26 protein-coding genes and 1 tRNA gene are annotated in these 24713 nt (G+C 66.5%); 5 read left to right on the top strand and 22 right to left on the bottom strand.

What is annotated here, in order from left to right; all coding sequences use genetic code 11:
* Positions 1–31: 31 nt before the first annotated feature.
* Both ABD999_RS18170 and ABD999_RS18165 read right to left on the bottom strand, forming a co-directional pair.
* Positions 32–574 carry a TetR/AcrR family transcriptional regulator gene (locus ABD999_RS18170; RefSeq protein WP_148034122.1) on the bottom strand — a complete coding sequence of 181 codons (543 nt, stop codon included), beginning with the start codon at positions 572–574 and terminating at the stop codon, positions 32–34.
* A gap of 4 nt (positions 575–578) precedes the next feature.
* Positions 579–1196 (bottom strand): LysE family translocator, encoded by a 618-nt coding sequence (locus tag ABD999_RS18165; protein WP_148034121.1) that lies wholly within the window; start codon positions 1194–1196, stop codon positions 579–581.
* A 100-nt stretch (positions 1197–1296) separates the two neighbouring features.
* Between ABD999_RS18165 and ABD999_RS18160 the strand changes: the two genes are divergently transcribed.
* Positions 1297–4032, top strand: coding sequence for a helix-turn-helix transcriptional regulator (locus ABD999_RS18160; protein WP_148034120.1), 2736 nt, complete (start codon positions 1297–1299; stop codon positions 4030–4032).
* Here the strand turns inward: ABD999_RS18160 and ABD999_RS18155 are convergent.
* Positions 4022–4399: a response regulator transcription factor gene (locus ABD999_RS18155; RefSeq protein WP_148034913.1), complete on the bottom strand. Its 378-nt coding sequence runs from the start codon at positions 4397–4399 to the stop codon at positions 4022–4024. The two genes, ABD999_RS18160 and ABD999_RS18155, sit on opposite strands and share 11 nt — an antisense overlap.
* Positions 4400–4514: 115 nt before the next feature.
* Here ABD999_RS18155 and ABD999_RS18150 point away from each other — a divergent pair.
* Positions 4515–4586, top strand: a tRNA-Arg gene (locus ABD999_RS18150).
* Between the two features lie 232 nt (positions 4587–4818).
* A complete protein-coding gene (locus ABD999_RS18145; protein ID WP_271279023.1) occupies positions 4819–5877 on the top strand; it encodes a hypothetical protein in 1059 nt (352 codons plus the stop codon).
* Here the strand turns inward: ABD999_RS18145 and ABD999_RS18140 are convergent.
* The 15 genes from ABD999_RS18140 to ABD999_RS18070 form a co-directional block, all read right to left on the bottom strand.
* On the bottom strand, positions 5846–6751 hold the full coding sequence (locus ABD999_RS18140; RefSeq protein WP_271279022.1) for a hypothetical protein: 906 nt from the start codon (positions 6749–6751) through the stop codon (positions 5846–5848). The two genes, ABD999_RS18145 and ABD999_RS18140, sit on opposite strands and share 32 nt — an antisense overlap.
* 117 nt (positions 6752–6868) lie before the next feature.
* Complete coding sequence (locus tag ABD999_RS18135; protein ID WP_271279021.1) at positions 6869–8794, bottom strand: hypothetical protein; 1926 nt, start codon at positions 8792–8794, stop codon at positions 6869–6871.
* Positions 8794–9408 carry a toll/interleukin-1 receptor domain-containing protein gene (locus ABD999_RS18130; protein ID WP_271279020.1) on the bottom strand — a complete coding sequence of 205 codons (615 nt, stop codon included), beginning with the start codon at positions 9406–9408 and terminating at the stop codon, positions 8794–8796. Before ABD999_RS18130 ends, ABD999_RS18135 begins: the two co-directional genes overlap by 1 nt.
* A gap of 315 nt (positions 9409–9723) precedes the next feature.
* Positions 9724–11118: a tyrosine-type recombinase/integrase gene (locus ABD999_RS18125; RefSeq protein WP_271279019.1), complete on the bottom strand. Its 1395-nt coding sequence runs from the start codon at positions 11116–11118 to the stop codon at positions 9724–9726.
* A 2-nt stretch (positions 11119–11120) separates the two neighbouring features.
* On the bottom strand, positions 11121–11351 hold the full coding sequence (locus ABD999_RS18120; protein ID WP_271279018.1) for a helix-turn-helix transcriptional regulator: 231 nt from the start codon (positions 11349–11351) through the stop codon (positions 11121–11123).
* Positions 11348–12922 (bottom strand): YfjI family protein, encoded by a 1575-nt coding sequence (locus ABD999_RS18115; RefSeq protein WP_271279017.1) that lies wholly within the window; start codon positions 12920–12922, stop codon positions 11348–11350. Before ABD999_RS18115 ends, ABD999_RS18120 begins: the two co-directional genes overlap by 4 nt.
* Complete coding sequence (locus tag ABD999_RS18110; protein ID WP_271279016.1) at positions 12919–13815, bottom strand: bifunctional DNA primase/polymerase; 897 nt, start codon at positions 13813–13815, stop codon at positions 12919–12921. Before ABD999_RS18110 ends, ABD999_RS18115 begins: the two co-directional genes overlap by 4 nt.
* A 44-nt stretch (positions 13816–13859) precedes the next feature.
* On the bottom strand, positions 13860–14078 hold the full coding sequence (locus ABD999_RS18105) for a hypothetical protein (protein ID WP_271279015.1): 219 nt from the start codon (positions 14076–14078) through the stop codon (positions 13860–13862).
* A gap of 140 nt (positions 14079–14218) precedes the next feature.
* The gene (locus tag ABD999_RS18100) at positions 14219–16471 is read right to left on the bottom strand and encodes an FtsK/SpoIIIE domain-containing protein (RefSeq protein WP_271279014.1); all 2253 of its coding nucleotides are present in this window, start codon (positions 16469–16471) and stop codon (positions 14219–14221) included.
* Positions 16468–16872, bottom strand: a complete 405-nt coding sequence (locus ABD999_RS18095) for a hypothetical protein (protein ID WP_271279013.1) — start codon at positions 16870–16872, stop codon at positions 16468–16470. Before ABD999_RS18095 ends, ABD999_RS18100 begins: the two co-directional genes overlap by 4 nt.
* A complete protein-coding gene (locus tag ABD999_RS18090) occupies positions 16872–17855 on the bottom strand; it encodes a DUF2637 domain-containing protein (protein ID WP_271279012.1) in 984 nt (327 codons plus the stop codon). Before ABD999_RS18090 ends, ABD999_RS18095 begins: the two co-directional genes overlap by 1 nt.
* Positions 17852–18046: a hypothetical protein gene (locus ABD999_RS18085; protein ID WP_271279011.1), complete on the bottom strand. Its 195-nt coding sequence runs from the start codon at positions 18044–18046 to the stop codon at positions 17852–17854. Before ABD999_RS18085 ends, ABD999_RS18090 begins: the two co-directional genes overlap by 4 nt.
* Entirely contained in the window at positions 18043–18420 is a 378-nt protein-coding gene (locus ABD999_RS18080; RefSeq protein WP_271279010.1) for an RRQRL motif-containing zinc-binding protein, read from the bottom strand. The genes ABD999_RS18085 and ABD999_RS18080 overlap by 4 nt, the downstream gene beginning before the upstream one ends.
* Positions 18421–18750: a WhiB family transcriptional regulator gene (locus ABD999_RS18075; RefSeq protein WP_271279009.1), complete on the bottom strand. Its 330-nt coding sequence runs from the start codon at positions 18748–18750 to the stop codon at positions 18421–18423.
* A 23-nt stretch (positions 18751–18773) separates the two neighbouring features.
* Positions 18774–18941 carry a hypothetical protein gene (locus tag ABD999_RS18070; protein ID WP_271279008.1) on the bottom strand — a complete coding sequence of 56 codons (168 nt, stop codon included), beginning with the start codon at positions 18939–18941 and terminating at the stop codon, positions 18774–18776.
* Positions 18942–19262: 321 nt separating this feature from the next.
* On the opposite strand from ABD999_RS18070, the gene ABD999_RS18065 reads away from it, so the two are divergent.
* Positions 19263–20636, top strand: coding sequence for an NsdA family TPR-like regulatory protein (locus tag ABD999_RS18065; protein ID WP_486348711.1), 1374 nt, complete (start codon positions 19263–19265; stop codon positions 20634–20636).
* Here ABD999_RS18065 and ABD999_RS18060 read toward each other — a convergent pair.
* From ABD999_RS18060 to ABD999_RS18045, 4 genes are all read right to left on the bottom strand, one after another.
* A complete protein-coding gene (locus ABD999_RS18060; RefSeq protein WP_271279006.1) occupies positions 20522–21421 on the bottom strand; it encodes a hypothetical protein in 900 nt (299 codons plus the stop codon). The two genes, ABD999_RS18065 and ABD999_RS18060, sit on opposite strands and share 115 nt — an antisense overlap.
* 224 nt (positions 21422–21645) lie before the next feature.
* Complete coding sequence (locus ABD999_RS18055; protein WP_271279005.1) at positions 21646–22554, bottom strand: aminoglycoside phosphotransferase family protein; 909 nt, start codon at positions 22552–22554, stop codon at positions 21646–21648.
* A complete protein-coding gene (locus ABD999_RS18050; protein WP_271279004.1) occupies positions 22551–23243 on the bottom strand; it encodes a GntR family transcriptional regulator in 693 nt (230 codons plus the stop codon). The genes ABD999_RS18055 and ABD999_RS18050 overlap by 4 nt, the downstream gene beginning before the upstream one ends.
* Before the next feature lie 626 nt (positions 23244–23869).
* Positions 23870–24142: a hypothetical protein gene (locus ABD999_RS18045; protein ID WP_271279003.1), complete on the bottom strand. Its 273-nt coding sequence runs from the start codon at positions 24140–24142 to the stop codon at positions 23870–23872.
* A 138-nt stretch (positions 24143–24280) separates the two neighbouring features.
* Here ABD999_RS18045 and ABD999_RS18040 point away from each other — a divergent pair, with 138 nt between their 5' ends.
* Positions 24281–24604 (top strand): winged helix-turn-helix domain-containing protein, encoded by a 324-nt coding sequence (locus ABD999_RS18040; protein ID WP_345482802.1) that lies wholly within the window; start codon positions 24281–24283, stop codon positions 24602–24604.
* The last annotated feature ends 109 nt before the right edge of the window (positions 24605–24713 follow it).

Below are 24713 nucleotides of genomic sequence, written 5' to 3'. Positions count from 1 at the left end.
ACGTACGGCACGCTCCCGCCGTACGCGGCCTTCAGCCGACCCCGTCCAGCACCGCCGCGACCGCGTCCCGCGCGAACCCGTCAGGCAGGGGCACCCCCCGGAACACCGACCTGACCCACACCGCCCCGGCCAGCAGGTCGACCACGAGCATCGGGTCGACCGACTCCTTCAGCTCGCCCCGCCGTACCGCACGCTCGAAGATCTCGCGTTCCCTGGCGAACCGGTCGGCGAAGAACCGCCGCGCGTCCAGCTCCGGATGCTCCACCGCCGCGCCCAGCGCGGCCACCGCGACATCCGCGGCCGGCGGCTCCGACAGGAGCCGCACCACCCCCTCCACCAGCGCGACCAGGTCGCCGCGCAGGCTCCCCGTGTCGGGCGCCGTGAACCCCAGCAGGTCGGCCTCGACCAGCGCCGCGCCCAGCAGCGCCGCCTTCGACGGCCACCACCGGTAGATCGTCGTCTTGTTCACCCCGGACCGCTCCGCCACACCCTCGACGGTCAGCCCCGCGTAGCCCTTCTCGGCCACCAGACGCAGCGTCGCGTCGAAGATCTCCTGCTGCTTCCTCGGCGCCATGCGATCATTTTCTCCCGGCGAACGCGGTGGCCACGCCAAGACCGAGATAGACGACACCGCTCACGTACCTCAAGGTCCTGGCCCTGCGGGCGAGCCGGCCGCCCAGAGCGCCCGCCGCGACCGCGTACACGACGTCCGAGATCAGCCCGAGCAGCAGCAGCGTGAGGCCGAGCACCACCACCTGCAGCGCCGGCGACCCCGCCGACGGGTCCACGAACTGCGGCAGGAACGCCAGGAAGAACAGCGTCACCTTGGGGTTCAGCACGTTGACCAGCACGCCCTCCAGGAACACCTGCCGCAGCGGCTGCCGGGGCGGCTCCCGCGTCGTCTCGTCGTCCTTCGCGGTGAACGCCCTGATCGCCAGATAGACGAGGTAAGCGACGCCCGCCCACTTCACGATCGCGAACAGCGTCGCCGACTGCGAGATCACGTACGACAGCCCCAGCGCCGCCGCGGCGATGTGCACCAGCGTGCCCGCCTCCACCCCGAGCGCGCTCGCCAGGCCCGCCGACCGGCCCTGGGCCAGCCCCCTGGCGGTGATGTAGAGGTGGTTGGGCCCCGGGACCAGCACCAGGGCGAGCGAAGCGGTGGCGAACAGCAGGAACGTCGTGAGGGAGACCATGCGCTGACTGTACGAGCACGTTTGGTCCCCATATAAGGGCCAATCCGCCCCGCTTGAGGTGGGCCAATCGATTGTCGGCCCCGCATGGCATAGTGACGGCGTGAACGGTTCTCTCGTCGGGCGAGCGACCGAGCTTTCCCGGCTCGTCCGCGTGCTCGAAGCGGCCGCGGCCGGCACCGCCGGGGTCGCGCTCGTCGGCGGCGACGCCGGCATCGGCAAGACCCGCCTCACCACCGAGCTGGTGGCCGAGGCCCGCGAGCGCGGCTTCCGCGTGCTCGTCGGCCAGTGCGCCGAGCTCGGCGACACGCTGCCCTACCTTCCGCTGGCCGACGCCCTGCGCGGCGCCGAGCCCGCGGTGGCCGCGGCCGCCGCCGCCCACCCGCTGCTCGGCCAGCTCCTGCCCGGCACCGAGACCGCCCCGCAGGCCGGCCTCACCCAGCAGCGGCTGTTCGGCTCGCTGCTCGGCCTGCTCAACGAGGTCCAGCCGGTGCTGTTCGTGATCGAGGACCTCCACTGGGCCGACCGGTCCACCCGCGACCTGCTCGTGTTCCTCAGCCGCATGGTGCAGACCGAGCGGGTCTGCGTCGCCGGCACCTACCGCACCGACGACATCCACCGCCGCCACCCGCTCCGCTCGGTCCTGGCCGAGCTCAAGCGCCTGCCGACCGTCACCAGCGTCGAGCTGGGCCCGCTCGGCGCCGGCGAGATGTCCGACTACGTGTCCACGCTCGGCTCCGTCGCCGCCCGCGACCTCGGCCTGATCATCAGCCGTGCCGACGGCAACCCGTTCTACGCCGAGGAGCTGTTCGCCGCCCTGGCCGAGGGCGACGACCTGCCCGACGGCCTGGCAAGTTTGCTGATGTCCCGGGTCGAGGTGCTCTCCGAGCCCGGCCAGCGGGTGCTGCGCGCCGCCGCCGTCGCCGGCCGCCGCGTCGAGGACGAGCTGCTGCGCGAGGTCTCCGGGCTGCCGCTGCCGGAGTTCGAGGAGGCGGTGCGGGAGATCGTCTCGCGCGGGCTGCTCCGCGTCCACGGCCAGGGTTACGCGTTCCGCCACGCCCTGCTGCAGGAGGCGGTCTACAACGACCTGCTGCCCGGCGAGCGCACCCGGCTCCACGCCGCCTTCGCCCGCCTGCTCACCTCGCCCGCCGAGCTGGCCCACCACCACCTCGCCGGCCACGACCTGGCCGGCGCGCTGGCCGCCTCCGCCGAAGCCGGCCGCCAGGCCGAGCGCCTCGGCGCCCCCGCCGAGGCCCACAACCACTACGACCGCGCGCTCGGCCTGTGGGACCGCGTCGACCGCGCCGAGGAGCTGGCCGGCGAGACCCGGGAGACGATCGCCCTCCGCAGCGCCGTCGCCGCCGCCGACAGCGGCGACAACCACCGCGCCGTCACCGCCCTGCGCGCCCTGCCGCAGACCTCCGAGGTGAGCGAACGGCTCGCCTACTACCTCGCCGAGATCGACCACCTCGACGCCGCCGTGGTGGCCGCCGAACACGCGGTCGCGACCGCGTCCGACCAGGTCTCGCTGGCCAGAGCCCTGGCCACGCACGCCCGCGCCCTCCTGTGGACCCCACGCCACGCCGAGGTCGAGGAGCTCGCCCACCGCGCCCTCGACACCGCCCGCCGCGCCGGCGCCAAGGACGCAGAGACGAGCGCCCAGATCATCCTCGCCATCTACACCGAGCTCCACCACGGCCTCACCAAGGCCCACGACCTGGTGCGGCTCGTCACCACCGAGCGCACCGGCGACCTGGCGATGGACCTGCGCGCCCGCTTCCACCACGCCCGCATCCACTACGACCAGGGCCTCATGGCCGAGGCGGCCGAGGTCGCCGACGCCGGCATCCGCCTCGCCTACGAGACCGGCCTCAACTGGAGCACCTACGGCACCGAGCTGCGCTTCCTCCGCTTCCTCATCCACTACGCCTCCGGCGACTGGGACCAGGCCGAGGCGGTCGCGTCCGGCTTCGCCGCCCGCGTCGGCACCATCCCGGAGGCCACGCTTTCGTCGTTCGCCCTGTTCATCGAGGTCGGCCGAGGCAGCCCCGACGTGGAGAGCCGCCTGGAGTGGCTGAGCCCGTTCAGGCACGACCAGTTCATCGCCTACATGTTCCGCGGCCTGGCCGCCGAGCACGCCCTCTGGAAGGGCGACCCGGCCGCCGCCCTCGACCACGTACGCGCCGCCCTCGACGCCCTGCTCGCCGGCGACGCCGCCAGCATCCGCATCGCCGCCGTCGGCCTCTGGGCCCTCGCCGAGCTCGGCACCACCGACGGCGCCGACGACCTCCTCGCCACCGCCCGCCACGCCGTCGAGTCCGGCATCGTCGGCGAACGCGTCCAGATGGGCCCCGAGGGCCAGGCGTGGGCGCTGCGCGCCGAGGCCGAATGGCACCGCGTCCACGGCCGCCCCGACCCCGAGCTGTGGCGCCAGGTCGCCGGCGCCTTCTCCTTCTTCCCCTACGAGGAAGCCCGCGCCCGCTGGCGCCTCGCCGAAGCCCTCCTCGCCTCAGGCGACCGCGACGCCGCCGAGGCCGAATGGTCCCGAGCCGACGCGACGGCCACCCGCCTGCGCGCCGAACCCCTGCGCCGCGCCCTCGCCGACCTCGCCCGCCGCGCCCGCTTCGGCGGCGGCGGCACCGACGGCCTGCTCACCGCCCGCGAGCACGAGGTGCTCGGTCTCGTCGCCGAAGGGCTGACCAACAAGGAGATCGCCGGCCGGCTTTTCATCGCGCAGAAGACGGTCAGCGTCCACGTCTCCAACATTCTCGCCAAACTCGACGTCTCCACCCGCACCCAGGCCGCGGCCATCGCCCGCCGCGACGGCCTCATCCCGTGACGAGGTCCCGCACCACCTGGATCAGCTCGGCCGGATCGAACGGCTTCGTCAGATAGGCGTCGACCCCGATCTCCCTGCCCCGGCGCTTGTCGTCGTCCTGCGCCCTGGCGGTGATCAGCACCACCTTGATGTGCCGCGTCGCCTCGTCGTTCCGCAGCCGCGCCGCCGTCGTCCACCCGTCGAGCATCGGCATCATCACGTCGAGCGTGATCAGATCCGGCCGCACCTCCAGCACCCGATCCAGGCAATCCTGCCCATCGGTGGCCGTCTCCACCTCGAACCCCTCAAGGTTGAGATTGACGGCGATGAGCTGACGAATGACCTCGTCATCGTCTACGACCAGAACTTTGCCAAGAACGTCACCCACGGCGGTCAAGCTAGCGGTAGCGGGGCGGTCACGTGGGGTTTTCTGTGGATGTGTTGGCGGACGGTTATCTGGTGCGGAGTGGGTGCGGGATACTGGTAGCCTTGGTTCTCGTTGAGCCCCCTTAGCTCAGGGGATAGAGCACCGGCCTCCGGAGCCGGGTGCGTAGGTTCGAATCCTACAGGGGGCACTCGCGATCTACATCGCAAGATGGGCAAGGACCTGCGGAAACGCAGGTCCTTCTGCTTTCCAGGTGTGCCACCAGCTGCCACCGACGGCAAGCATGTGACCATGATCACGTACCAGACACGTACCGATCATGGTAGGCCAGGAGCCACCACCGCGCACGAGGCAGCTTCGATACGTAGAGCGCCACGCAACAATCTTGCGAGCCTCCTCCCCAGCGCAGAAAATCAGGGCCCATGGGCCCACTGATTGCCATAGTCGGGAGTGCGTCGCCACATCGCACCTACGAGCCACCCCTGACAGACGCCGCTCAGGTGATCTCGGCTGCCGAGTCCCTAGGACGGGAGCTTGCGGTCAACAGTTACAGACTAGCTGTCTTCTCCAGCAATCCCGATTTCATCGAATCCAGCGTAGTAAAGGGCTACATCAGCTCGGGCTGCGCGGAGCAGCGATCCATTCAAGTCAACAGCCGCTTCGGCAAGGAAGCAGGTTTCGCCGAGGCCACCGCCTTCCGAGACTGCTTCGATGTACGACCGGACCCAGGCGACGACTGGGAGGTTGGTTATTACCGAGCGCTCCTGTCAGCCGACGGTGTGCTCATCATCGGAGGCGGCCGATCGGCGTTCACGGCAGGTCTGATCGCCATATCCCGCTCGATTCCCGTCGTCGCGGCAGCCTCGCTGGGTGGTGCTGCTCAGCGCGTTTGGCGACGTCTGGCTGCAGCTTACGATCTCGTCAGTGACGAGGACGCCCATGTCATGGCGGAAGCTTGGCAAGCGCAGTCCCCCAGCCGCCTTGTAGCGTCGCTGAGCCGTCAGTGCGAGCTCCGCACGTCACGAATCCAAGAGTCCGACGCCGAACAACGACATGCAGGCTGGCATGCGACGGCAAGCCTCGCGGTGGGAGTGCTGTTCCTCTTGCTAGCGCTGGCCGCGATACCGCTGTCCTACTCGCAACCGCCCGGAACTGCTCTTGGGATCACCGCATTAGTCGGGGCTCCTGTTCTAGCGGCTGGCTGCGGCGCGATCATGCGCAACGCCTTCGATGTGGCCAAGAGTTGGGTGCGTACCGCTGTGCTGGGCTCAGCTGCTGGAACCATTACCGCCCTGCTGTTCCTCGCTGCCCAACTAACCACAACCCCAGATATCCTCACCACGGAGGGGTCTCGCCGGCTTCTCTTCTTCATCCTCCCGATCGGCTTCGTGTCGGGTTTGACGTTCGATGCGGTGTACAGCCGGCTGAGAGCGCAGGATGTCTCCTTCACTACGACTCTGGATCGTTCCCCTCCGACCTAGGACTTCCGTTCCCGCCCTCAAGCTCCTCCCACGGCGCTTGAATTTCGAACCTGTGGCGAATCTCCTCCGCATGCTCGCTGCGGCCCGCCTTCTCCATATCATTGGCCACCCGGTCCACGAAAGTAGTCCCCGCGTCGCTGTCGGCGTCCAGATCTATCCGGGCCATCAGGTCCTCCAGCACGTCCGCAGCCGACAAAGTTCTATCGACAAGACCATCCCCGTTCACCTTACGGTGAAGTCCGCTGTGAACAGACTCATCGTTATTTGCAGCAGCTGAGAGTCGAGCTAGAGTGTCGATCAGAGCAGCAGCTTGATCCACCCCGTCTTCCTTCGTCGCAAGCCACCAGACGACTGCGCTCCCAGGGGATTTCAGCACATCCTCGCCTAAATACTCGCGCCGACTTTTTTCGTAACGTCGCTGCTCCTCCCAAAGCGCCTCGTCTTTACGAAGTTCGGCCATCTTCTCTAGGCGCTGCACATCCTCCGCAGGCATACTCAGGGAGACTTCACTTGTCATGGCCTCCACCTCACCTGAACGGTTCGGCTTCGGTATACCGAGGGCCACACTCAGCTGTTGCGAAAGAGCGGAAACCTTTTCTGGTGTCTCTGTTGCAACGATGACGCTGGCCCGCGTAATGACGTCCTCAATTGCTAATGCGGCCGGGTTTGCATGATTGCCGTCTCGAAGTCTTCGCCATCGGACAGCGGCCGAGAATCTGAACGTGTAATCGGGCAGTGAGCTTGGCAGGCCAATGTCACCGACTCGTACCTCCTGAAACACCGTCGCAACGCGCTCCCGACTATCTCGCGGTCGCGGCGCACTTTGGGGAACGAGGAACCATGCCGCAACAGCACAAAGGGTGAGCGCTGTCATGAGCAGTATTATGAGCCAGATGGACCATGCTCCGACCTGCGCTAACACCAGGAGGAGAGCAGCAACTGCGGCAATGCTAGTCAATACAACGTTTCTGATGTTCATGAGCTGCCTCCGTTATAGGCCTTGCAAATCATCGATCCGCTGACAAAAGCGGTTGGCGACCGCCATACGCTCTTGCACGTTCGCAACTTGGCCCTGGCGCCACCGAACTGCAGTGGCGTAGAGGCAGCTTAAGACATCGTCTTTCTGTGCAGCCGCATCCAAGAGGATGTCTAGAGCACCTTCATCAAGGCGGCTTTCGCTAATTGCTTCAAGCCATTTTTGTACGCTTCGACGCCATTGAGGGGTCTCACTTTGTGCCATAACCAATTGCCACCCCTGAGTCAGCAATAGCCGGAGGCCAGGGGACGACACGATAACCGCACTCTCGTCCGGTTCTGTGACATACAGGAAGATCTCAATATCGGCTGGCGAAACGACGCGCGCTGTACCCATGCGAGCGACTAACAAATGTATCAATTCCCGACAGAACCAGCGATCCTGGCGACAGAGGCTACGTATTGCCTCTCGCGCGGCGCTGGAGGTTCTTCGGTCTTCCTGTCGGGCGAGATGACGTAACCGTATGGCGGCGCTCAATGGGTCGGTCCGCGCGATCACGTCCGCACATATCTCCACCAACACTTGGCCTCGCTCGGCCGGAAGGTTCTCTTGAAGCGCCCACTCTCTGATCTTGCGGCGGATCGCGCTGCTATGACGTGGATCTTCTAACCCCAACTGCAGCACCCTGACTGCGTCCGGCCAACGTGCCGTCAAGGCTCCTTTGGCCGACCAACCCTCCGCCAAGGAAGTAAGATCCGCTGGCCGTCCGGTTCGCAGTGCCTGCTCCGCAAATCGTGCGATGACTCTGTCACGATCGCCACCGCTCAACGTCGATTGGTCGACGACATCCCTGATCCACTCTCGGAACTGGGTGCGCAGTCCAGGATAGTTAGACCAGAAATGTGTACGAATCTTGGAATCGTAATCAAATCCCGGAAAAGAAATATAGCCGCGCATCTCGTCGACAGTTGCGTTGAAACTATCCAACTGCCGCACAAGCCCTTCCTGCTCCAATAATGGAGTAGGCTCACCAGCCACTTCAACCTGCCCTTGAAGTGATTGAGCAGCGTCGTAGACGGCATCGACGTGAGCTTCATGCAACATCGCTGCAGCCAAGAACAGAATGCGCTCAGATCCGTTCATCCTTCTAGCTTTATTAGCGACGTCATTAGCCTGTTCCGAAGCGGATTTGAGGGCACCTTCAAGCCATTCGTGGATGCCTCCGACACCCTTTTCCCTTGCATCTCCTATCGACTGCGCGAGTTTATCTAGGTCCCTCATGGGCCTAAGTCGAAGCGCAGGATGGTCCAGATCGCCAAGCCCAACTTCGATGCCATCGCAATCTAGATAGCGATGGAGCGCTACGTGTACCGCAGGCTTCTCGATTTGTATTATTCGACGCCCCAGATCGCCATGTATCACAGTATCGATGTCGGCTGGCACCGCCACTGCCATGAAAGCACCAACATCACAGACGTTAGCCTGCCGCGCCAATAGCTGATCGTGAAGAGCCGAGTACAGCTCATCAGATACGGCAGAGGCATCAATCAGAATCCTGTCTCCTGATTGCACTACAATACCCCTGTCGCCCTCTGTTGGATCGAAGGGTATTTCCCTATAGGGGCCATCGACGCCTGGTAAGCGATGCAGCAGCATTTGAGCCGTACTGCGGCTACCGCTACCCGGCCGGCCAGCAATAAGAACAACGTTCCACTCACGCAGGCATGTAGCTGCCTCTAGATACTTCTTCGGCTCGACAAAGCGATCATCAAGCCACTCCAAATCTTTCCGATGAGCAGCACGAGGTGATCGCTTTGGACGCTGCGATTGTGGGTCGAAGATGTAAGTTGGGCCGTTGTATACGTTTTGATCACCACTACCGGCATGCGTGCTACCACTCGGCCTGCTTACGATCGTACCGATAACCTCGCCCACGCCCATCACCCATCCTGCCCGGGCGGGTAACCTTCGTAGCGCACGTATTGATTTCCACTTCCCGTATGGATCGGACCGTGGGCATCATAAATGATCGTGCCTACGGCAGGAGTTTGTTGACCTGCCCCTGGTTCTGGTTGAGCCTTGTCGGCGAGATGCGGAATTAGTTCGGCAAGGTCGTCCCCTAGCCGAGCCACACCTGGAGTCGGATCATCTAGATCGACACGACGGTTTTGTAACGACGCCAGAGTTTTTAGTGCATCTGGCAGATCGCGCGCCTTGAGCGAAGGTGTCCGCCGGCCGATGATAACAGGCACTATGGGCACTCTATTGGTGAGCGCTTCAGCAATCTCCCGACGAACCCAATCGCGCTCATCATCAATCGGCCTATGCCCAGTGATAGTTGCCCCTGCCAGCCAGTTCGGTCCAATGAGGGCCAGGAGCGCGCTGCTACCCCTGACAGCAGCTAGAAGTGCTTCAGCATAGTCTGTGCCTGCTGCAATAGATTTTTTAGCACGGAAAATGCGAGCCGACCCGAATCGTCTAGATAACTCGCTGTCCAGCAATACCGCTGCGGCAGCTGTATCGTCAGAACGAAAATTGATAAAAATGTCAGCCATCAACGGCGCCCCATCCAGCCAGGCAGCAACGCAAAGTAGTCTGACACAGCCATGGAGGATGACAAGTACCCCGCACGGATGTACCCGTTTCCTCTACGAGACAGGGGTACCGCCGTCCACAGCCAGTCCACAGCCGATGCCACGTCCCCAACAACAGCACCTACCAGGCGCAGCCAGTTAGATTGCTGGTCTACGCCTGGTCATCAGCCCTCGGCATCTACAGCGGTCACCATCTGTCAACGGCCAAGTGCGTGTGGGTCTGGCCACTTTTACATTGCCACGGACACCATCGATGTTCTGAGGCGGAGGATGCTTTCAGCGATCGCTGTCGATTCGCTGGCTGGAAGTACCTCCAAGCGCGCCGTCCAGCATGGTGTGCCAGACGTGGTCCTGCCCGTAAATGCACTTGGCGTAGATCTTCAACAGCACTTCTACGCTATGACCCGCCCACTGAGCCACTTGGGTCGCCGGGACACCTGCGTTCAGACGTAGGGACACGCCAGCGTGGCGGAGGTCGTAAGGTCGCTTGGCGAGTCGGGAGGCGGCCAGCGCTGGCGGTAGCGCCAGCGCACGGGCGGTTTTCCAGGTCCGTACGTAGCCGGACTTGTAGAGGGTTCCGCCCCGCTCAGTGCGGAAGAGCCGACCGTCCTGCGCCACGCCGTGGCGCCGAATGTGATCGCGGAGGACGGACACTAGTTGTGGCGGGATGGGGATGACCCGCTTGGCCTTGCGCGGGCGGCCTTTGAGGCCACGTTGCTCGTGGGCTTGACCATTGTCCGTCCATTTGCTGCCCACAGTCGGTGCTGAGCCGCTGAGGATAAGCTGTCCCCACCCCTTTTCGGGAAGGGTGCAGTCCCCCAGTCGCAGAGCGGCCACCTCGCTGGGGCGCATCATCGCGTAGTACATGCAGGCGAAGAACGCCACCAGCCGATCCCCGCGCCGCCAGCCCGCATAGCTGACGGCGGTCAGCAGCTCCTGTACCTGCTCAGGAGAGGCCACGACGGAAGGATCGATCTCCTCGCATACCTCGGCCTCGGGCGGCTTCCAGTCGAGTTCTTCGCTGAGCGGGTTCTTGGCAAGACGCTTCTTGAACACCGCGTAGCGCAGCACGTTGAACAGCACGCGACGGCGGCGGCTGTAGTAGCCGGCAGAGGCGGCTGTGCCGTCGAGCTTGCGGGCGCACCCATCCAACGCACTGGTGATGCGGTCGTAGTCGGCGAGTTCGGTTACCGGGACGGATGCCTTGGCTATCCATTGGAGTGCCTCGGCGATGTCCTCGGGCTTGTCGGAGTCGCGGTGTTGCTTGTTGAACGCCCACTGGTAGAGCGCTGAGCGCAGAACACGCGCGTCGGGTGCGCCGCGACGGTCGCGAACCAGGAGTGGAGTCACCGCCGCAAGCGTTTCCGCGATCGAGATTCGCTGCCTGCCAGAGACCTTGGACCACCGGGTGTCCACGTAGTCGCAGACGTGGGCGTACCACGTCATCGCGTTCTGGGCGCGTGCCTTGGAGTCCGGCATGCCGGTCTCGGTGTCGAACGCCTCGCCGTTCTGGGCAGCCCTCTTGAGGTCGGCGCGGAAGCTGTCGGCGAGTTCCCACGTGGTGAAGAGCTCGGAGAACACCTTGTCTTCGACGACCCACCGCACCATGTGTGGGCGACCGCCGGTCTTCTTGGTGGAGATCTTCCAGATACGGACGCGGTAGCTCTTCATGGTCAGCTTGCCCTCCGGGTTTCGGCCAGCGAGTCGAGCCAGGATTCGAAGTCACGGCGCTTGATGCGGAGTTCGCCGTTGGGAAGCCGATGGCAGCGCGGAGCCACGCCGAGGGCGCGCCATCGCTGCCAAGTGCGGCGCTTGATGTCGAGTTCGGCGAGCAGTTCGGGGACGGTCATCCAGGTGCCGGTGCGATTGCTGGCGTGGGCGATGTTGATGGCGGTGGGCTTCACGGGCGCATCCCTGTGTGGTTCTGGTCGTGCAGGCAGGGGTGGACGGCGTAGGCGGGTGAGGGCCGGCGGCCGGGGCCGGTGCGAGGTGGCTCGGGCTCGCGGCGGATCCAGCCAAGCTGTTCCAGGAGGTCGAGTGGTGTCTCCAGCTCGCCTACCTTGCGGAAGCGGTTGCGCGGCAGGGCGGTGAACGCCTCGCGGACGGTGAAGCGTGTCGTGCCGGTGCGGTGGAGCCAGGCGTGGACGGTGCGGGCGGCTTCGATGTCGGGGTCCGCGCCCATGGCGTCGAAAGTGGCCAGGGCGTGAGCGGCGAAGTAGCTGCCCAGCCCGATGGCGGCGTTGACGGTGTCAGCGCTGATCGGGTGGCGAAAGGCGGACTCGACGTCAGCGGCCAGGTGGATGAGGCCGGCGATGCGCATGATCGCGCCGTCGAACTTGCCTGCCCAGTCGGTGATGTGCCCGAGGTCTCCTGAGTCCGGACGGAGACGGGTCTCGGTCTTGCGGCGATGCTCGGTGAAGATCTCGGCGGCCTCGGTCGTCAGGGTGAGGCGGGCCGGGTCGTCCCACTCGTACATGCCGATCGTGAGCCGTTGCAGGTTGGCGTCGTAGCGGGCCGCGATGTGCTCGGGCACGGGCGGCGGGTCCACGCGCCGGTATCCGACGTTGCTCTTGGGCAGGCTGTACAGGATGCGTCCGAGCAACCCCTTGCCGCGGAAGCCGGGCATGCTCGCGATGTCGGCGATGATCTCGGGCTGCACCGCGAGCCCCATGGTCAGGGCCGCGTTGTCCGCACGTTCGCTGCGGCCTCGGCGATCCACGATGAGCGGGTCTCCGGCGTGCCCCTTGAGGAACAGGTCCAGGTTGGGTGTACCGGAGTAGCGGCCGGCGAGCGTGGCGAAGATGCCTCCCTCTGCGCTGAGTACTGATAGGCGTCCGCCCTGCTCGACCAGCAGGCTTGCTGCCGTCTCGGGTGTGATGTCGTCGGCCACGAGGCGCGGCTTGACTGGGACCTTGATGCCTTCCACGGCCAGTGCCGCGCTCTGGGCCTCGGCGATGGCTTCCGGTGCCGCCTCGCCGCGTGCCGTCCCCGCGGTGCGAGTGGCCTTCTCGGCCATTTCCACGGCCAGACGACGGGATACCTCGGCCTCGGTGATCTGCGGTCCGATGCGGTCCAGCAGGAGGCTTTCGGCACGGGTCAGGGGCGTGGTCATGGCGCGGAACACGGCGGACTTCCGCGATCCAGGAGGCATGGCGACCAGGACGAAGAGGTTCACGGGCTCCACCCATGAGCCGCGAACGCTCACGATCGTGCGTCCGCCGGCGGCGGTGGACAGGGCGGCCAGGGCGACGCAGCCCGCCAGGTCGAGCGGCGTCTGTGTCTCCTCGGCCACCGCGCTGACGTGCTCGGCGACCCAGGCCGGGAGCGCGTGCACCGGGAAGGACGGGAGTTCACCGCGCTGCCCCAGCGGCGCTGGTGTCTCCCAGACTGGTGGCGCGCTGTGCAGCTCGGTGAGCTGGGCAGCGGCGCCCACGTTGGACAGGATGGCTTCAGCTGTCGGCTTGGTGATGGTCAAGCGGCTGCCCTCCGGGGACGGCTAAGGCCGCTGTCGAGTCCTGAGCGGACGGTGTTGAACGCCTCGCGGAAGTCGAGGCCGATGGCCTCGGCTGCGTTGAGCAGGGACGCCTCGGCAAGGTTGCGAGGTAGCAGGCTGATCCCGATGAGCTGGCCCAGGGCGAACGCGGCGATGTTGAGCGTGTCGTTACGGGTGCCGGGATTGGCGTCCAGGACCCGTTCGACCTCGCCGCGCAGTGCCGCCAGGGCGTATCCGGCTGCTCGGTCCCCACCACAAGCGGCCAGCACAGCCCCCGCGGATGTGCTGGATGCGGGCGACGGCGTAGAGGTGAGGCGCTCGGTCAGCCAGGCCGGGAGCGCGGCCGGTGTCGGCCCGTGCAAGACGTCGTAGGAGCCGCTGCCGTCCGGCAGGGCGACGTGGCTGCCGGGGCCGACGACGTAGCCGCCATGCCCCCGGGTGTCGATCTTCCATCCGAGCTTGCCTGCGCTGTTGCGAAGGTCGAGGTCGTCCGGTGCGGTGAAGTACAGGTGGGTGCCACCGCGCCGCGTACGAACCATGAAGGTCTCCAGCGGTAGCGGGTGGCCGGCCTGCTCGCACAGCGAGGCCAGGACATCCGCGCCGTCGTGGATACCGGGCAGCGCCCAGTTGACCGGCGGATGCTCGTCGGGCTTGGGCACGTCCAGATCGAGCACCACGAGGCCGGACGGGCGGCAGGCGATCCCGATGTTGAACGGGCTGCGGGCCCACATGTGGCGGATGAGTGCGGTGTCGGTAGTGGCGTGTTGCTCCCAGGCGGTGAAGCCGGGCAGCGGACGCTTGTCGTGCGGTGCGAGCGGGAAGACGTGCCAGCCGCGGGCGGCGGCGGCCAGGGCGTAGCGGGTGAGGTCATGCATGTGGATCTCCTCAACAGGTGATGCCGCGTGGGCGTTGGGCGGCATCAGTGGTTGCCGTCGCGGTGGAGGCGGCGGGCGTAGACGTAGATCTGCCAGCCGAGGCGGGGCCGCTTGCCGGTGCCGTTGCAGGCACGGCAGGTGCGGTTCTTGCCGCCGGGGCGGCATCGGGTGCAGCGGCTCCAGGGCCACGCCAGGCAGATGATGATGTAACTGAGAGTGATGAACGGTAGGCAGGCTGCTAGAAGGGCGATGACAGTGGCCATGAGGGCCTCCAGGGCCGTTTTCAGGGTTTCCGCAGGTCGGGTTCTAGGCGCTAGAGCCCAGGTAGAACACCATTTCGGGCTCTAGGGGAGCCTCTAGACCTAGAGGGGTGTGCCTCTAGGTCTAGAGGCGATCGACTGGGCTACGACGCCTTGCCCTTGTCGCGCTGGGTGACTGCGGTGACGATGTCGTCGCGGGTGATGCCGATGCGGTTGGCGCCCTTGCCACCGCCCTCCGGCGTGCCCCACACCTGCAAGGTGCGGATGCCGTACGGTTTGAGCGCGGTGGTGAGCTGGGCTGTCTTCGCGCCGCCCTCCAGCGCCGCCCACGGGCCGTAGATGTCCGGCCGCAGCTCGGCCAGGCGATCCACGATGACCTCGTTCCACACCTTCGCTTCAGCAGGCGGGACCACGCCCAGGATGTCGGCTAGCAGGTCGTAACTCGGCACGGTTTGCTCGGACGTCTCGCCGAGGGCGTATCCGGACAGCGTTCCTGCTGCCTTGCGCAGTGCGTAGGCGCGGTCGGCGATGAGCTGGGTGTCCGGGGTGTTGAGGTAGGCGGCCTTGACCACCTTGGGCATCGGCGTCGCGCCGACCAGGTAGCCGGTGCCCGCGTCCTTCTCCGGGACGAACACCGTTGCGCGGATGCCGTTCTTGTAGGCCGAGGTGCCGAGGATCATGTCGTTTTCGAGCTGGCCGGCCACCCGCAGGCAGAACCGGATGGAGACGTTCGCGGAGATGCCAGTGGGCAGGCTGTCTCTGTCCGGGCGCTGGGTGGCCAGGATCAAGACCACGCCCAGGGCGCGGCCGAGCTTGATGATGAACTCAGCGTCATCGCCTGCCTTGTCGCCGTACTCAGCGTGGGCGAACAAGTTCTGGCACTCGTCGATGATGCAGACCAGCGGATGCAGGCCCAGCGAGCGCTTGTCGGCGATGGTACGGGTGACGCGCTTGTCCGGGCACAGGTCCGCGGGCAGGGCCTTGAGCGCGGCCGAGCGGCGCATGACCTCCTTGCGCAGCAGGGTCAGAGAGTCGGCGGCGTAGGCGATGGCCTCGTCCTCGATGCCGGAGACGTAGCGGTGACAGACCTTGTCGTACGGGTCCAGGTCGCCGGTGCCCTTGAGCTCGTGGAACCACGCCTCCACCGTGGGGTCGAGCACGATCCCGGCGGCCAGCTCGCGTATTGACGAGGTCTTGCCCTGGCCGGGCTGGGAGCCGATCAGCACGTTGTGCTGGATCAGCGGCACCGTGACCAGGCGGCCGCGCGGGTCGTTGCCGAACGGGATGCCCTTGAACACGTCGTGCGAGCGGGCCTGCTTGAGCGGGGAACGAACGATGGTCGTGGACAGGTCCTTGTCGCCCACCCAAAGGATCAGCCGTCCCTCGTGGATGGAGGAGTCGCCCTCAGGCCAGATGCAGCCGAGCGGGCGGCGCAGTGCGCCGGAAAGCTGTTTCCGCCTGTCCAGCACATCGGCCACGGTCACGCCGTACGGCAGGTCGATGTCGGCACGCCAGCCGGGGCCGTCGCGGGTGATCGGGGCGACGAACCGGATGGCGTCCTTGGGGTTCTTGGAGAGCGCCTGCGTGATACCGGCGATGCCGAGCACGCTCAGCGCGCGGACCACGATGTCGCTGGTCAGCTTCTCCACCTCGGACGCCATGACGGCGCGGTTGATCAGAGGCTGGTCGGCAGGCTTGCCGAGGATGCCCAGTGCGGCCATGGCCACGGCGAGCGCTCCCCACTGGGCGGCCGTCGGCTGGCCGGTCACGACGATGGCCAGGATGAGCAGCGTGACCAGGATCGTTCCCGTGATCCAGACACGCAGCCGTACGCGAGAGTCTCGTTGCCTGCTCAGCTTCAGGTACCCCTCGTAGTCGGATTTCTGTACGGCGGCCAGGCGTACGGGCTCGCCCTCAAGGTCGAAGGTCCACCGCACGATGCCGCTCACGAGGCGGACCAGGCCGCGCGGAGCCCGGACGGTGAGCCGTCCGGCATACAGCGGGGCGCGCAGGACCTGGTAGCCGGCCACGTGCACGTAATGGAGGCTCGCCCACCTGACGGTCTCGATGGCCTCGGCGCGGGAGCGCAGCCACAGCGGGATGAGCGGCTGTCGGCTGGTTGCCTTCCGCTCCAGGCTCGCCCGCCAGTCCGTACGGGCCGGACCGGGCCGGTCCACCCGGAGCACCTCGCCCTCCAAGACCGGTCCGTCCGCGTCGTCCGTCGTGGGTTTCGGTTCGGACGGGGACCGGTCGGCGTTGCGGCCGGACCGGGCGGCGTCGAGGTCGACGATCTCCGCGCCCTTGTCGTCCGGCGCGGGATCGTCCGGGCGGACGGACCGGTCGGGCGTGCCGTCGTTCTCCGGGTCGTGGTTGGGGTCGTCCGGTCGCTGCGTCATGATGAATGCACCTCTGCTGCCTGGTGGTTGGCGGAGTTCTGGGGCGCGGTCGTTGTCTTGGCGGATGAGGCCGCGTCCCAGCTAGCGGTCAGGGTCGATGCGCGGTCGGACCGCGTTTCGTCCGGGCGGTCGGTGGTCGTGGGGCCAGCGGTCGGCGTGTGCGGTCCGTCCGCTTCGGTGATGTCGAGTTCGGTACGCCAGCAGTGGGCCAGGAGCGCGTTGCGTCCATCGGCGGGCAGGGTCAGTGCCAGCAGTTCGGCCAGCAGCATGGCGGTGATGGCCTGGTTGCGGTCGAACAGCCGTCCGGGGTAGCCGGTGACTGTCCATCCGCCGGCGAGGAGTTCCGCCACGTTCGGGCAGCCGTCCGAAGTCATGCGCGTGTCGGTGATGCTCAGGCTCATCAGGCGGCCTCGCCTTCCGGTACGGCCGTGGGGCCTTCCGCCTTGAGCCGGGCCAGGAGTGCGCCCGCGCGGTCGGTCGAGATGCTCTGGCCGCGGCTTCGGATGGCGTCGCGTAGGCGGTCGCGGGTCAGCGGGTCGCCCTGTGCGATCAGGTCGGCGGCTACGTGTCGTCCCAGGGGCAAGAGGTCTCCTACGTTCGGCGGCGGTGCGGGTTGCGCTCGCTTGGGCTTGCGCGCCGGGCGCTTCGGCGGGGCCGGCGGCAGCGCAGCGCGGTGGGTTTCTGCCGCCGCCACGGCGAGTGGCGTCTCCGTGTGCTTGGGCGTGAGTTCGCCGAGGCGGTACAGGGCCCGCTCACGCCGGGTGGCCTTCCACCGCCACAGCCGGCCGTACCGGTCCTGGAGTTCGGTCTTGGCCATGATGCGTTCGCGCTCCTGCCCGAGGGCCTCGGGATAGCTGCGGACCTCCCAGAGCACCATGCGGCGCCACAGGGAAACTGTCGCCAGAGGGGCGAGTAGCCAGCGTGAGCGGCGGATGCCGTCCATACGGTCTGGCCTGGTCAGGTCCGCGTGCTTACGTACGACGTGGGCGCCGACCTCGATGGCGATGACCCACAGGAGCGGCAGCAGGGCGTGCGCGACGACCGCGAACCAGTCCGTCCGCCCAGAGACGTTGAGGTAGGCGGCCACGTTGAGGTAGACCGTCGCGGCGGTCAGCGCCCAGGGGATGAACCGCAGCCAGCTCAGACGCATGCCGAGGCGGGCCAGGACGATGTCGAGCGCGGAGAACACGGCGATGCCGAGGTCTATGCCGAGCGGCACCGTCCAGGCGAACCACCCGAACGAGGGCTCAGCCGCTGTGGCGACGCGCTCGAAGCTGTTGGCGAACCCCAGCAGTCCGAGCGCTCCCGTGACGGCTGCGGTGGCGGATATCGCGGTGCGCTCGCCTTCGGCCAGCGGGCGCGGTGTGGTCTCGTAGATGGTCATCGGGTGTCTTTCCTTTCGGCGGTACGCGGGCGGCGTTCGCGTGTGGGGCGCCCGCTGCGACTCATGCCGCGCTTGCGGTCGGCCTCCAGCCAGCCGTCACGCCCGGCTTCGGGCTGGTAGTAGGTCGGGAGCTTCGCGCCGTGGACGGTGACGCCAGGGCGTCCGGACGTGTCGAGGGTGCGGCGACTCATGCGGCTGCCTCCTCGGCGCAGTCGAGGCAAACGCCGAGGTGGCGCGGCAGGACGTAGCCGACGTCGGTCAGGCACTCGGAACATGTGCGGCGGGAGGTGTTCACCTTCGGGGGCGTCGTGCGGGTGCGACGGCTGCGCTTCGGCAGGGCGAACCGCACGTCGTACAGGTAGGCAGCGCGAACACGGGGCGGGCCGGGAAGGCGCGAGCACCACAGGACCTGGGCCTGCGGTTCCTGTCCGCCCGGCCGGAGCCCTTCAGCGGCGAGCTGGCGCAGCGTGCGCAGGTGGGGCGGGATCTTCTTCCTCGGGTAGGTGGGGATGCCGTACCGGTTGCCGGACGGGTCCCAGAAGCGGGTGCGGGTGCGGCGGGCCATTCAGGCCACCTCCATGTCTTCCAGTGCGGTGGTGTGGGTCGTCAGCTCGGCGGGCGTACGGTCGGCCCAGATGCCCGAGGCCGGGCGGGCCTGCCTCGCGTACAGCTCGCAGAGCAGCAGGGCCGGGCAGGTGGCGCAGACCTCGCGCGCCACGGCCTCGCGGGCGGCGCGCTCCTCGGTGCTCTCGATCGTGAGTCGCGGGCCGGTGTGCAGCGCCGGGTCGTAGGTGCACTCCGGGAGCGGCGTCTCGCCGTTGCTCTGCCAGACGGTTTCGAGGTCGGCGAGCGACATGCGTGCCGGGTGGAGCGGGCGGTTCGGGTTGTGAGCCACTGTCGGGTCTCTTTCCTGGGTGATCAGTTGCTGGCGGTGTGGATGAACCGGGCGAGCGACTCGGAAGCGCTCATGACCAGGTGCGCTGCCGCCTTGGCCACGGTCGCCGCGCCCTCCGGGTCCTTCAGGGCGTAGAGGGCGAGGCAGATCGTGATGACGGTCGGGAGCACCTTGCGTGGACGGACGAGCATGTTGAGCCCTCTCGGTTCTGACCTGCAAGCAGGTACTAAGAGACATAGAACATGTATAGCTACGGAGAGTCAAGTCATAGGGACTGTTCGTGTCGGAGTCCCGCGGTGCTCGGCTCGCCCGCTCTTGCTGACTAAAGCCTTCCTCGTCGAGCTCTCCGGCAACACCGTGCTCATGATCGGGACTGAATGCACAGGGGGTGCTTTATGGGGGTGATTCAAGCCCTGAGCAGGAGAAACACGGGTCAGAATTTCTCGGGAACGCGGGCCTATGAGGCCGTGTTCGCGTCATGATTGCCGAGGCGTGCACATGCGGAGGTGAAGATGTCCCGAATGCCCAATGTGGGGCTTGCAGACGCGATGCGGCGTGCTGATTGTTCTAATTCGGGGCTTGCTTCACGAGTGCGGCAGATTGCAGAAGAAGATGGCGTAACGCTGAGTTGTACACATGTGGACGTCAAACGCTGGCTCGACGGAGTGAAGCCGCGGCCGGCCACCGCGCGGTTCATTGCTGAGGCGCTCAGCAAGAAGGCGGGCACGACCTTCACGCTGGACGACATCGGTTTCGCGAGCGTCGTGACGCCTGAGACGCTTGAACGCAGTCTGGCGCATGGCGGCGGCATATCCGACGTGGGAAGCCGGCTGCTGGGTCTGACACGCCGGGACCTCGCCGACGACCCGGTGGCGCTTCAGTCGGTAGTAGTTCCGGATGCGTGGAACGAATCTCTTATCGCATGGTTGCTGTCGCGTCCGGAGCCGCTATCGATGAGAGAGCATGCGCGGCCATCCGTTGGTATCTGGGATGTCCAAACCATTCGCGCCACCACCGAACTGTTCGCGAACATGGGTTTCCAGTTCGGCGGCGGCCATGCGCGTTCTGCGCTGGTCCAGTATTACAACCGTGAAGTCGTTCCCATGCTCGATGGGAAGTTCGAAGAGTCGGTAGGACGAGCGTTGTACGCGGCGGCGGCCGAAATCACGGAACTGGTCGCCTGGACGGCGTACGACCTTGGCCGGCATGGGCTCGCACAGCGCTATTTCCTGCAAGGGCTGCGTCTCGCTCAGGTGTCCGGAGATCGTATGTTGGGCGGCCTGATCCTGGCCGACATGAGCCACCAGGCCAACTACCTGGGCAGATACGATCAGGCCATCCAACTCGCGCGTGCGGCGCAGGAGGGCTGCCGTAACGCGTCCACCGCGACGCCCATGGCCTTGTTCTTCGCCATGGAGGCTCGTGCCCACGCTGGAAATGGCGATGAGACCTCATGTGCGCGTGCCCTGCTTGAGGCGGAGAAGTGGTTCGCGCAGCGCAACGTGGACGATGATCCGTCGTGGGTCGGCTACTTCGACGCCGCCGAGCTGGCGAGCGAAGGCGCGCATTGTTACCGGGATCTGCAGAGGCCGTCGCAGGCGATGGAATTCGTCGGCCAGGCGGTCGGGCTCTGTGATCCGATGTACGTGCGGACCCTGGCCTTCGACCGGCTGGTCCAGGCGGCGAGCTACGTGCACATGGGCGAGCCTTCCCAGGCTGCGGCTGTCGCATTGGAGGCCATCGACCTCGCCGGGCCGCTCAAGTCGGAGCGCTATCTCCGGTACATCCGAGACCTGCAAGCAGACCTGGACGCGTACGCGAGCGATGACCAGGTGGCAGAGTTCAACGCCGTCGTCGCCCGGAAGTACTCGCCGAGGAGCGATTGATGGTCGTACCCGTGGCGAGGCGGCTTGTCCGGACGTGAACCGTTTCTCTTACCCCTTTCCCGCCGGCCGTGTCTCCACAGGAGGTAGCCGACCGGCAGCACGAGCACCAGCAGCCGGGCGGGATGGTCGCGGATGTCGTCGAACCGGAGCTGGCGTAGCAGGCCGACGCGCAGGGATTCGTCCCCGGTGACGAGCGGGGCGAGAGTCATCACCCCGTACACGACCAGGACATCCAGGACCGCCGTCAGCGCGCGCCGCCCGGAGATCGGCGGCGCCGGGGAGCCGGACGCGAGCAGCACCAGCAGGGCAGCTGCCAGCAGGCACAGCTCATAGAGCCCCCAGCCGCCGGAGACAGCCTCGAACCAGTCCGGGGTGAACATGGGCAGCGAGCCGGAGCAGATGCCGTCCCCCTGGTAGTCGGCCGAGAGCGGCCGGACGAGCGCGATCAGCGTCAGCGTCCATGCGGCGCGCGGTCCCACCGTCGCCGAGCGCCGGCGTACGAGGGCGATCAGCACGACCAGCACCGGCACGGCCCAGGTCGTGGCGAGTTCGGTGAGTGTGGCGAGGTCGTCGCGCAGCGGCAGGAACGGGGAGCGGTCGATCGAGTCGTACAAGCGTACGCAGCCCACGACCCCCTCGACGGTGCCCCCGTAGTGCTCTTTCTCGGACACGCCGGCGGCCGCGAACAGTGAGGACCACTCGAACCAGGTCTTCCAGGAGTCCCACGTGGGGTAGGCCGCGGCGGCGAGGGCCGCCGCCCAGGCTAACGGGGTTGAGGGTGACACGTCAGCGGCTCCTTTGCTTCTGGCGCACCCTATCGGTGATCTTGGGCGGTGAGCGTTGAGGCTGCTGAGGAGAGGTACTCCATCCCTGCGACTGACCGATGCCACAACACGATGGGTAAGGCGTCATCCTGAAAGCCGCAGACGCCGACCTTGATTTTCGGGTAGGCGGCACAAGTGCTGGTTTCCCGCTGGGCGGCTATCTCCAGGCCAGGGACATCGACCTTTCAGAAAGCACGCCAGCGGCGGGGCATGTCGGGGTTCCGTAGCGAGTACATGCGGTTGCGGAACTCCTGCGCTATGGCTTCGTTCTCGCTGACGTTCTGCATGAGCCAGGTCGTCATTTTCAGCTCATTGATGTCTCTGAGCACCGGGTAGCCTTCCCAGGCCAGGACATCGAAGCCGTACCGCTCCGCGAACCTGTCGTATTCGGCTCGCGTTCCCCAACCGACGGTGTGCTCGATGGCGGTGACGGCGAGGTCTGTTTCCGGCGGACCGAACGCGAAGCGCTCGAAGTCGATGAGCAGGACGTTCCCGCCGAGGGTCTTGATGAGGTTCTCGTTGTGCGCGTCACCATGGACCGCGCACGGCGTGAGAGGGAAGGCCAGCGCGTCGTAGGCGGTTTGTAGCTCGCGTCGCCGCGTCAGCAGGAAGTCTCGATCCTCATCGGTTAGGACGGACGCCGCGTTGATGCGTTCGGAGACGCGGCTGAGGATGTCCATCGCCGGCAGCCCCAGGTCGGCGGGGACGGCCAGGCCGTGGAGTTCGCGCAGGACGTCGGCCAGGTCATCGAGGGTCGCGGGCGAACCGCTGTCGGGGATGAGGTGCCAGAGCGTTACCGGGCGGCCTCGCACGATGAGCGGTTGGTCATGCGCCGTCGTTCTCGCCGCCGGTAGCCCTGACTTGTTCAGCCAAGCTGAAACAGCTACTTCCTTGCGTACGTCGTCCAGCACCTCGACGCTACGCGCGATCCTCACGACCACTTGCTCGGCGGGGAGTACGAACAGGGCGTTTTCGCCGAGGCGGATCAGGCGGGCGTCCTGATCGGCCAGTCCTGCTGCTTTGCAGGTCTCCTGCAAGGTCGCCAGCGCCTCAACGGAAGTGAAGGGGATCGAGGGCGTCTGAGATACGGTCACGTGTCACCTTTGGATCGTGCTTTGACGACGCGGCCCAGGCCGGGCCTCTTCTCGATGGCTCCTTCCGCCTCCAGAAGCGCGAAGGCGCGCCGGATCGTGATGCGGCCGACGCCGCGCTCTTGGGCGAGTGTGTTCTCCCCGGGCAGGACGGACCCCACCGCGAGCTTGCCTGTGGCGATGTCCTTCCGGAACTCGGCGGCGACCACGTCGGCACGAGTCCGCGCGTGCTCGGGACCGCCGACGAACCAGCCCTTGCCGTGGATGGCCGCGATGAGCCGTTCGCCGGCCAGGAGTTGAAGCGCTTGACGGGCGGTGCCCTTCGACACCCCGAACTCCTCGGCGATGGCGGCCTCACCGGGTAGCTGCTGGCCGGCGACGAGATCGCCGCTGTCGATGCGCTTGCGAAGCGTCTCGGCGATGGTCTCGTACTGCGTGGCCGCGGCTCGGGTGGCCGTCGCCGGGTCGCTGCCCATGACGCGCCGGCCTCGGCCGACCTCGCTCGCCACCAGCCCTGAGCGCTCCAGCTCCGCCACCGCCTGGCGGACCGTTCCCCGCGCGACGCCGTACGTGCGCGCGAGCGTGGCCTCGGAGGGGAGCATGGCGCCGGCGGGGGGATCGCCTTGGAGGATACGACTGCGGATGTCCTGGGCTATCCGAACGTAGGTAGGGGCATCCGTCGCCTTGCTCATCGCGCTCCCTCGCCGAGGCACAGTGTCTCTAGGGTAGGGCGGGCACGCGTGGCCGGCGGGGCTTACCGGCCTCACGTCCCTCTATTCCTTTCCCGTCATGAGGGTGCCGGACGCGAGGCGGCACCAGGTTGTTGCCGTGCGGCGATGAGCTGCGATCTTGCTGGTACGGCCGCGCAATTCGCAGAACTCGCGGTAGCGCGTACAGGCCGGGGCGGCGTGTGGCTCACATACGCGTCGGTGAAGATCCGCGTTATGCCGCAGAAACTCGCAGATTGATCAGGAGGGGTGAAGCGGGGGTGTCACGTGCTTGGGCGAGTGCGTGTCACGCGGCTTCCTCACCGCGACGTCCACGAAGACGGCGTTCGCGTCTGGCGGCGGCGCGAACCGCTTCCTCGTGCCGGTGTTGCAGGTTGTGGAAGACCTGGAGTTTCGCCCAGACCTCGCGTGCCTGTCGGTACAGACCTCTGGCCGTCTCCTCGTAGCGGCCTGATACACGGGCGGGCCGCAGGATGAGGAAGAGCCCGCCTTGAGCGGCCCATTCGTATGCCCCGCAGCACGAGGTCTCGGTGATCCGGATGCGGTCCCGGGGCTGGCGCTGGTACGGCTCCCACCGCACCGGGGGCGGCTCAGGAGGCTGACTCAAGGGTGGCGCTCCTCTTGGCGTACCTCTGCAGGTAGCGGTAGACCTTGCGGCGGCTTCGCTGCCACGTGCACTTGTAGGCGAGCTGGATGGGGGAGTCGGCGACCAGCTCCGGCAGGATCCGGTAGGCGATCTCTTCGCTGGTCAGCTTGGGGAGGGGCCTGGCGTGCCAGGTGCCGTCGGGGTCGCGCCAGACGTAGAACCACCTGAACGCGCCACGGAGATCAGGGTCAGACAGAGCCTCGCGAGCCGTAGTCATGTGAGATTGCGTCCTCCGTCCTAATTTCGGATAATTGGTTCCTTGAAAATCTTCTCTAACAGGTGTTTGCCCACGTTAACGCTAGGGCTTCATGGCCACAAGGCTCATGGCAATATGGCCCTGTGACACTTGTCTGCCGTGATCGACTACAGCTCTGGGGTGCCGGTCTACCGGCAGGTCGCGGCTGCGATCCGCGACGACATCACGGCCGGCCGCTACCGGCCGGGCGCGTGGTTGCCCTCGGAGTCTCAGCTCTCACAGATGTACGAGGTGGGCCGCGACACCGTACGCGAAGCCCTGGCCCACCTCCGTGCCGAAGGACGGATCACCACGGTGCGCAAGCGGGGGTCGATGGTGGCCACTGAGCCAACCCGCGAGCCGCATCATGTTCCGGGCGGGGCACGTGTGATCACGCGCATGCCAACTCCGGATGAGAGGCGAGACCCCGCGTTCCGCAGCTAATCCATGATCCAGGGCATGTTCGGGTGTGAAACCGCAGGTCGGTGGCTTACGACTTGGTGGAAACGGCGAAAGGCCCTAGTGACACGATTTCAGCGATAACACCATCACT

The organism is Nonomuraea ferruginea (assembly GCF_039540635.1).
Lineage (GTDB): Bacteria > Actinomycetota > Actinomycetes > Streptosporangiales > Streptosporangiaceae > Nonomuraea > Nonomuraea ferruginea.
The sequence above is the reverse complement of the archived record's forward strand: the minus strand, read 5'-3'. Positions and strand labels throughout refer to the sequence as shown.

Coding starts and splice junctions, on each gene's coding strand:
- ABD999_RS18170 (WP_148034122.1), bottom strand. CDS start 574: ATGGCGCCGAGGAAGCAGCAGGAGATCTTCGACGCGACGCTGCGTCTG.
- ABD999_RS18165 (WP_148034121.1), bottom strand. CDS start 1,196: ATGGTCTCCCTCACGACGTTCCTGCTGTTCGCCACCGCTTCGCTCGCC.
- ABD999_RS18145 (WP_271279023.1), top strand. CDS start 4,819: ATGGGCCCACTGATTGCCATAGTCGGGAGTGCGTCGCCACATCGCACC.
- ABD999_RS18140 (WP_271279022.1), bottom strand. CDS start 6,751: ATGACAGCGCTCACCCTTTGTGCTGTTGCGGCATGGTTCCTCGTTCCC.
- ABD999_RS18135 (WP_271279021.1), bottom strand. CDS start 8,794: ATGGGCGTGGGCGAGGTTATCGGTACGATCGTAAGCAGGCCGAGTGGT.
- ABD999_RS18130 (WP_271279020.1), bottom strand. CDS start 9,408: ATGGCTGACATTTTTATCAATTTTCGTTCTGACGATACAGCTGCCGCA.
- ABD999_RS18125 (WP_271279019.1), bottom strand. CDS start 11,118: ATGAAGAGCTACCGCGTCCGTATCTGGAAGATCTCCACCAAGAAGACC.
- ABD999_RS18110 (WP_271279016.1), bottom strand. CDS start 13,815: ATGCATGACCTCACCCGCTACGCCCTGGCCGCCGCCGCCCGCGGCTGG.
- ABD999_RS18105 (WP_271279015.1), bottom strand. CDS start 14,078: ATGGCCACTGTCATCGCCCTTCTAGCAGCCTGCCTACCGTTCATCACT.
- ABD999_RS18100 (WP_271279014.1), bottom strand. CDS start 16,471: ATGACGCAGCGACCGGACGACCCCAACCACGACCCGGAGAACGACGGC.
- ABD999_RS18095 (WP_271279013.1), bottom strand. CDS start 16,872: ATGAGCCTGAGCATCACCGACACGCGCATGACTTCGGACGGCTGCCCG.
- ABD999_RS18090 (WP_271279012.1), bottom strand. CDS start 17,855: ATGACCATCTACGAGACCACACCGCGCCCGCTGGCCGAAGGCGAGCGC.
- ABD999_RS18085 (WP_271279011.1), bottom strand. CDS start 18,046: ATGAGTCGCCGCACCCTCGACACGTCCGGACGCCCTGGCGTCACCGTC.
- ABD999_RS18080 (WP_271279010.1), bottom strand. CDS start 18,420: ATGGCCCGCCGCACCCGCACCCGCTTCTGGGACCCGTCCGGCAACCGG.
- ABD999_RS18070 (WP_271279008.1), bottom strand. CDS start 18,941: ATGCTCGTCCGTCCACGCAAGGTGCTCCCGACCGTCATCACGATCTGC.
- ABD999_RS18065 (WP_486348711.1), top strand. CDS start 19,263: ATGTCCCGAATGCCCAATGTGGGGCTTGCAGACGCGATGCGGCGTGCT.
- ABD999_RS18050 (WP_271279004.1), bottom strand. CDS start 23,243: ATGAGCAAGGCGACGGATGCCCCTACCTACGTTCGGATAGCCCAGGAC.
- ABD999_RS18045 (WP_271279003.1), bottom strand. CDS start 24,142: ATGACTACGGCTCGCGAGGCTCTGTCTGACCCTGATCTCCGTGGCGCG.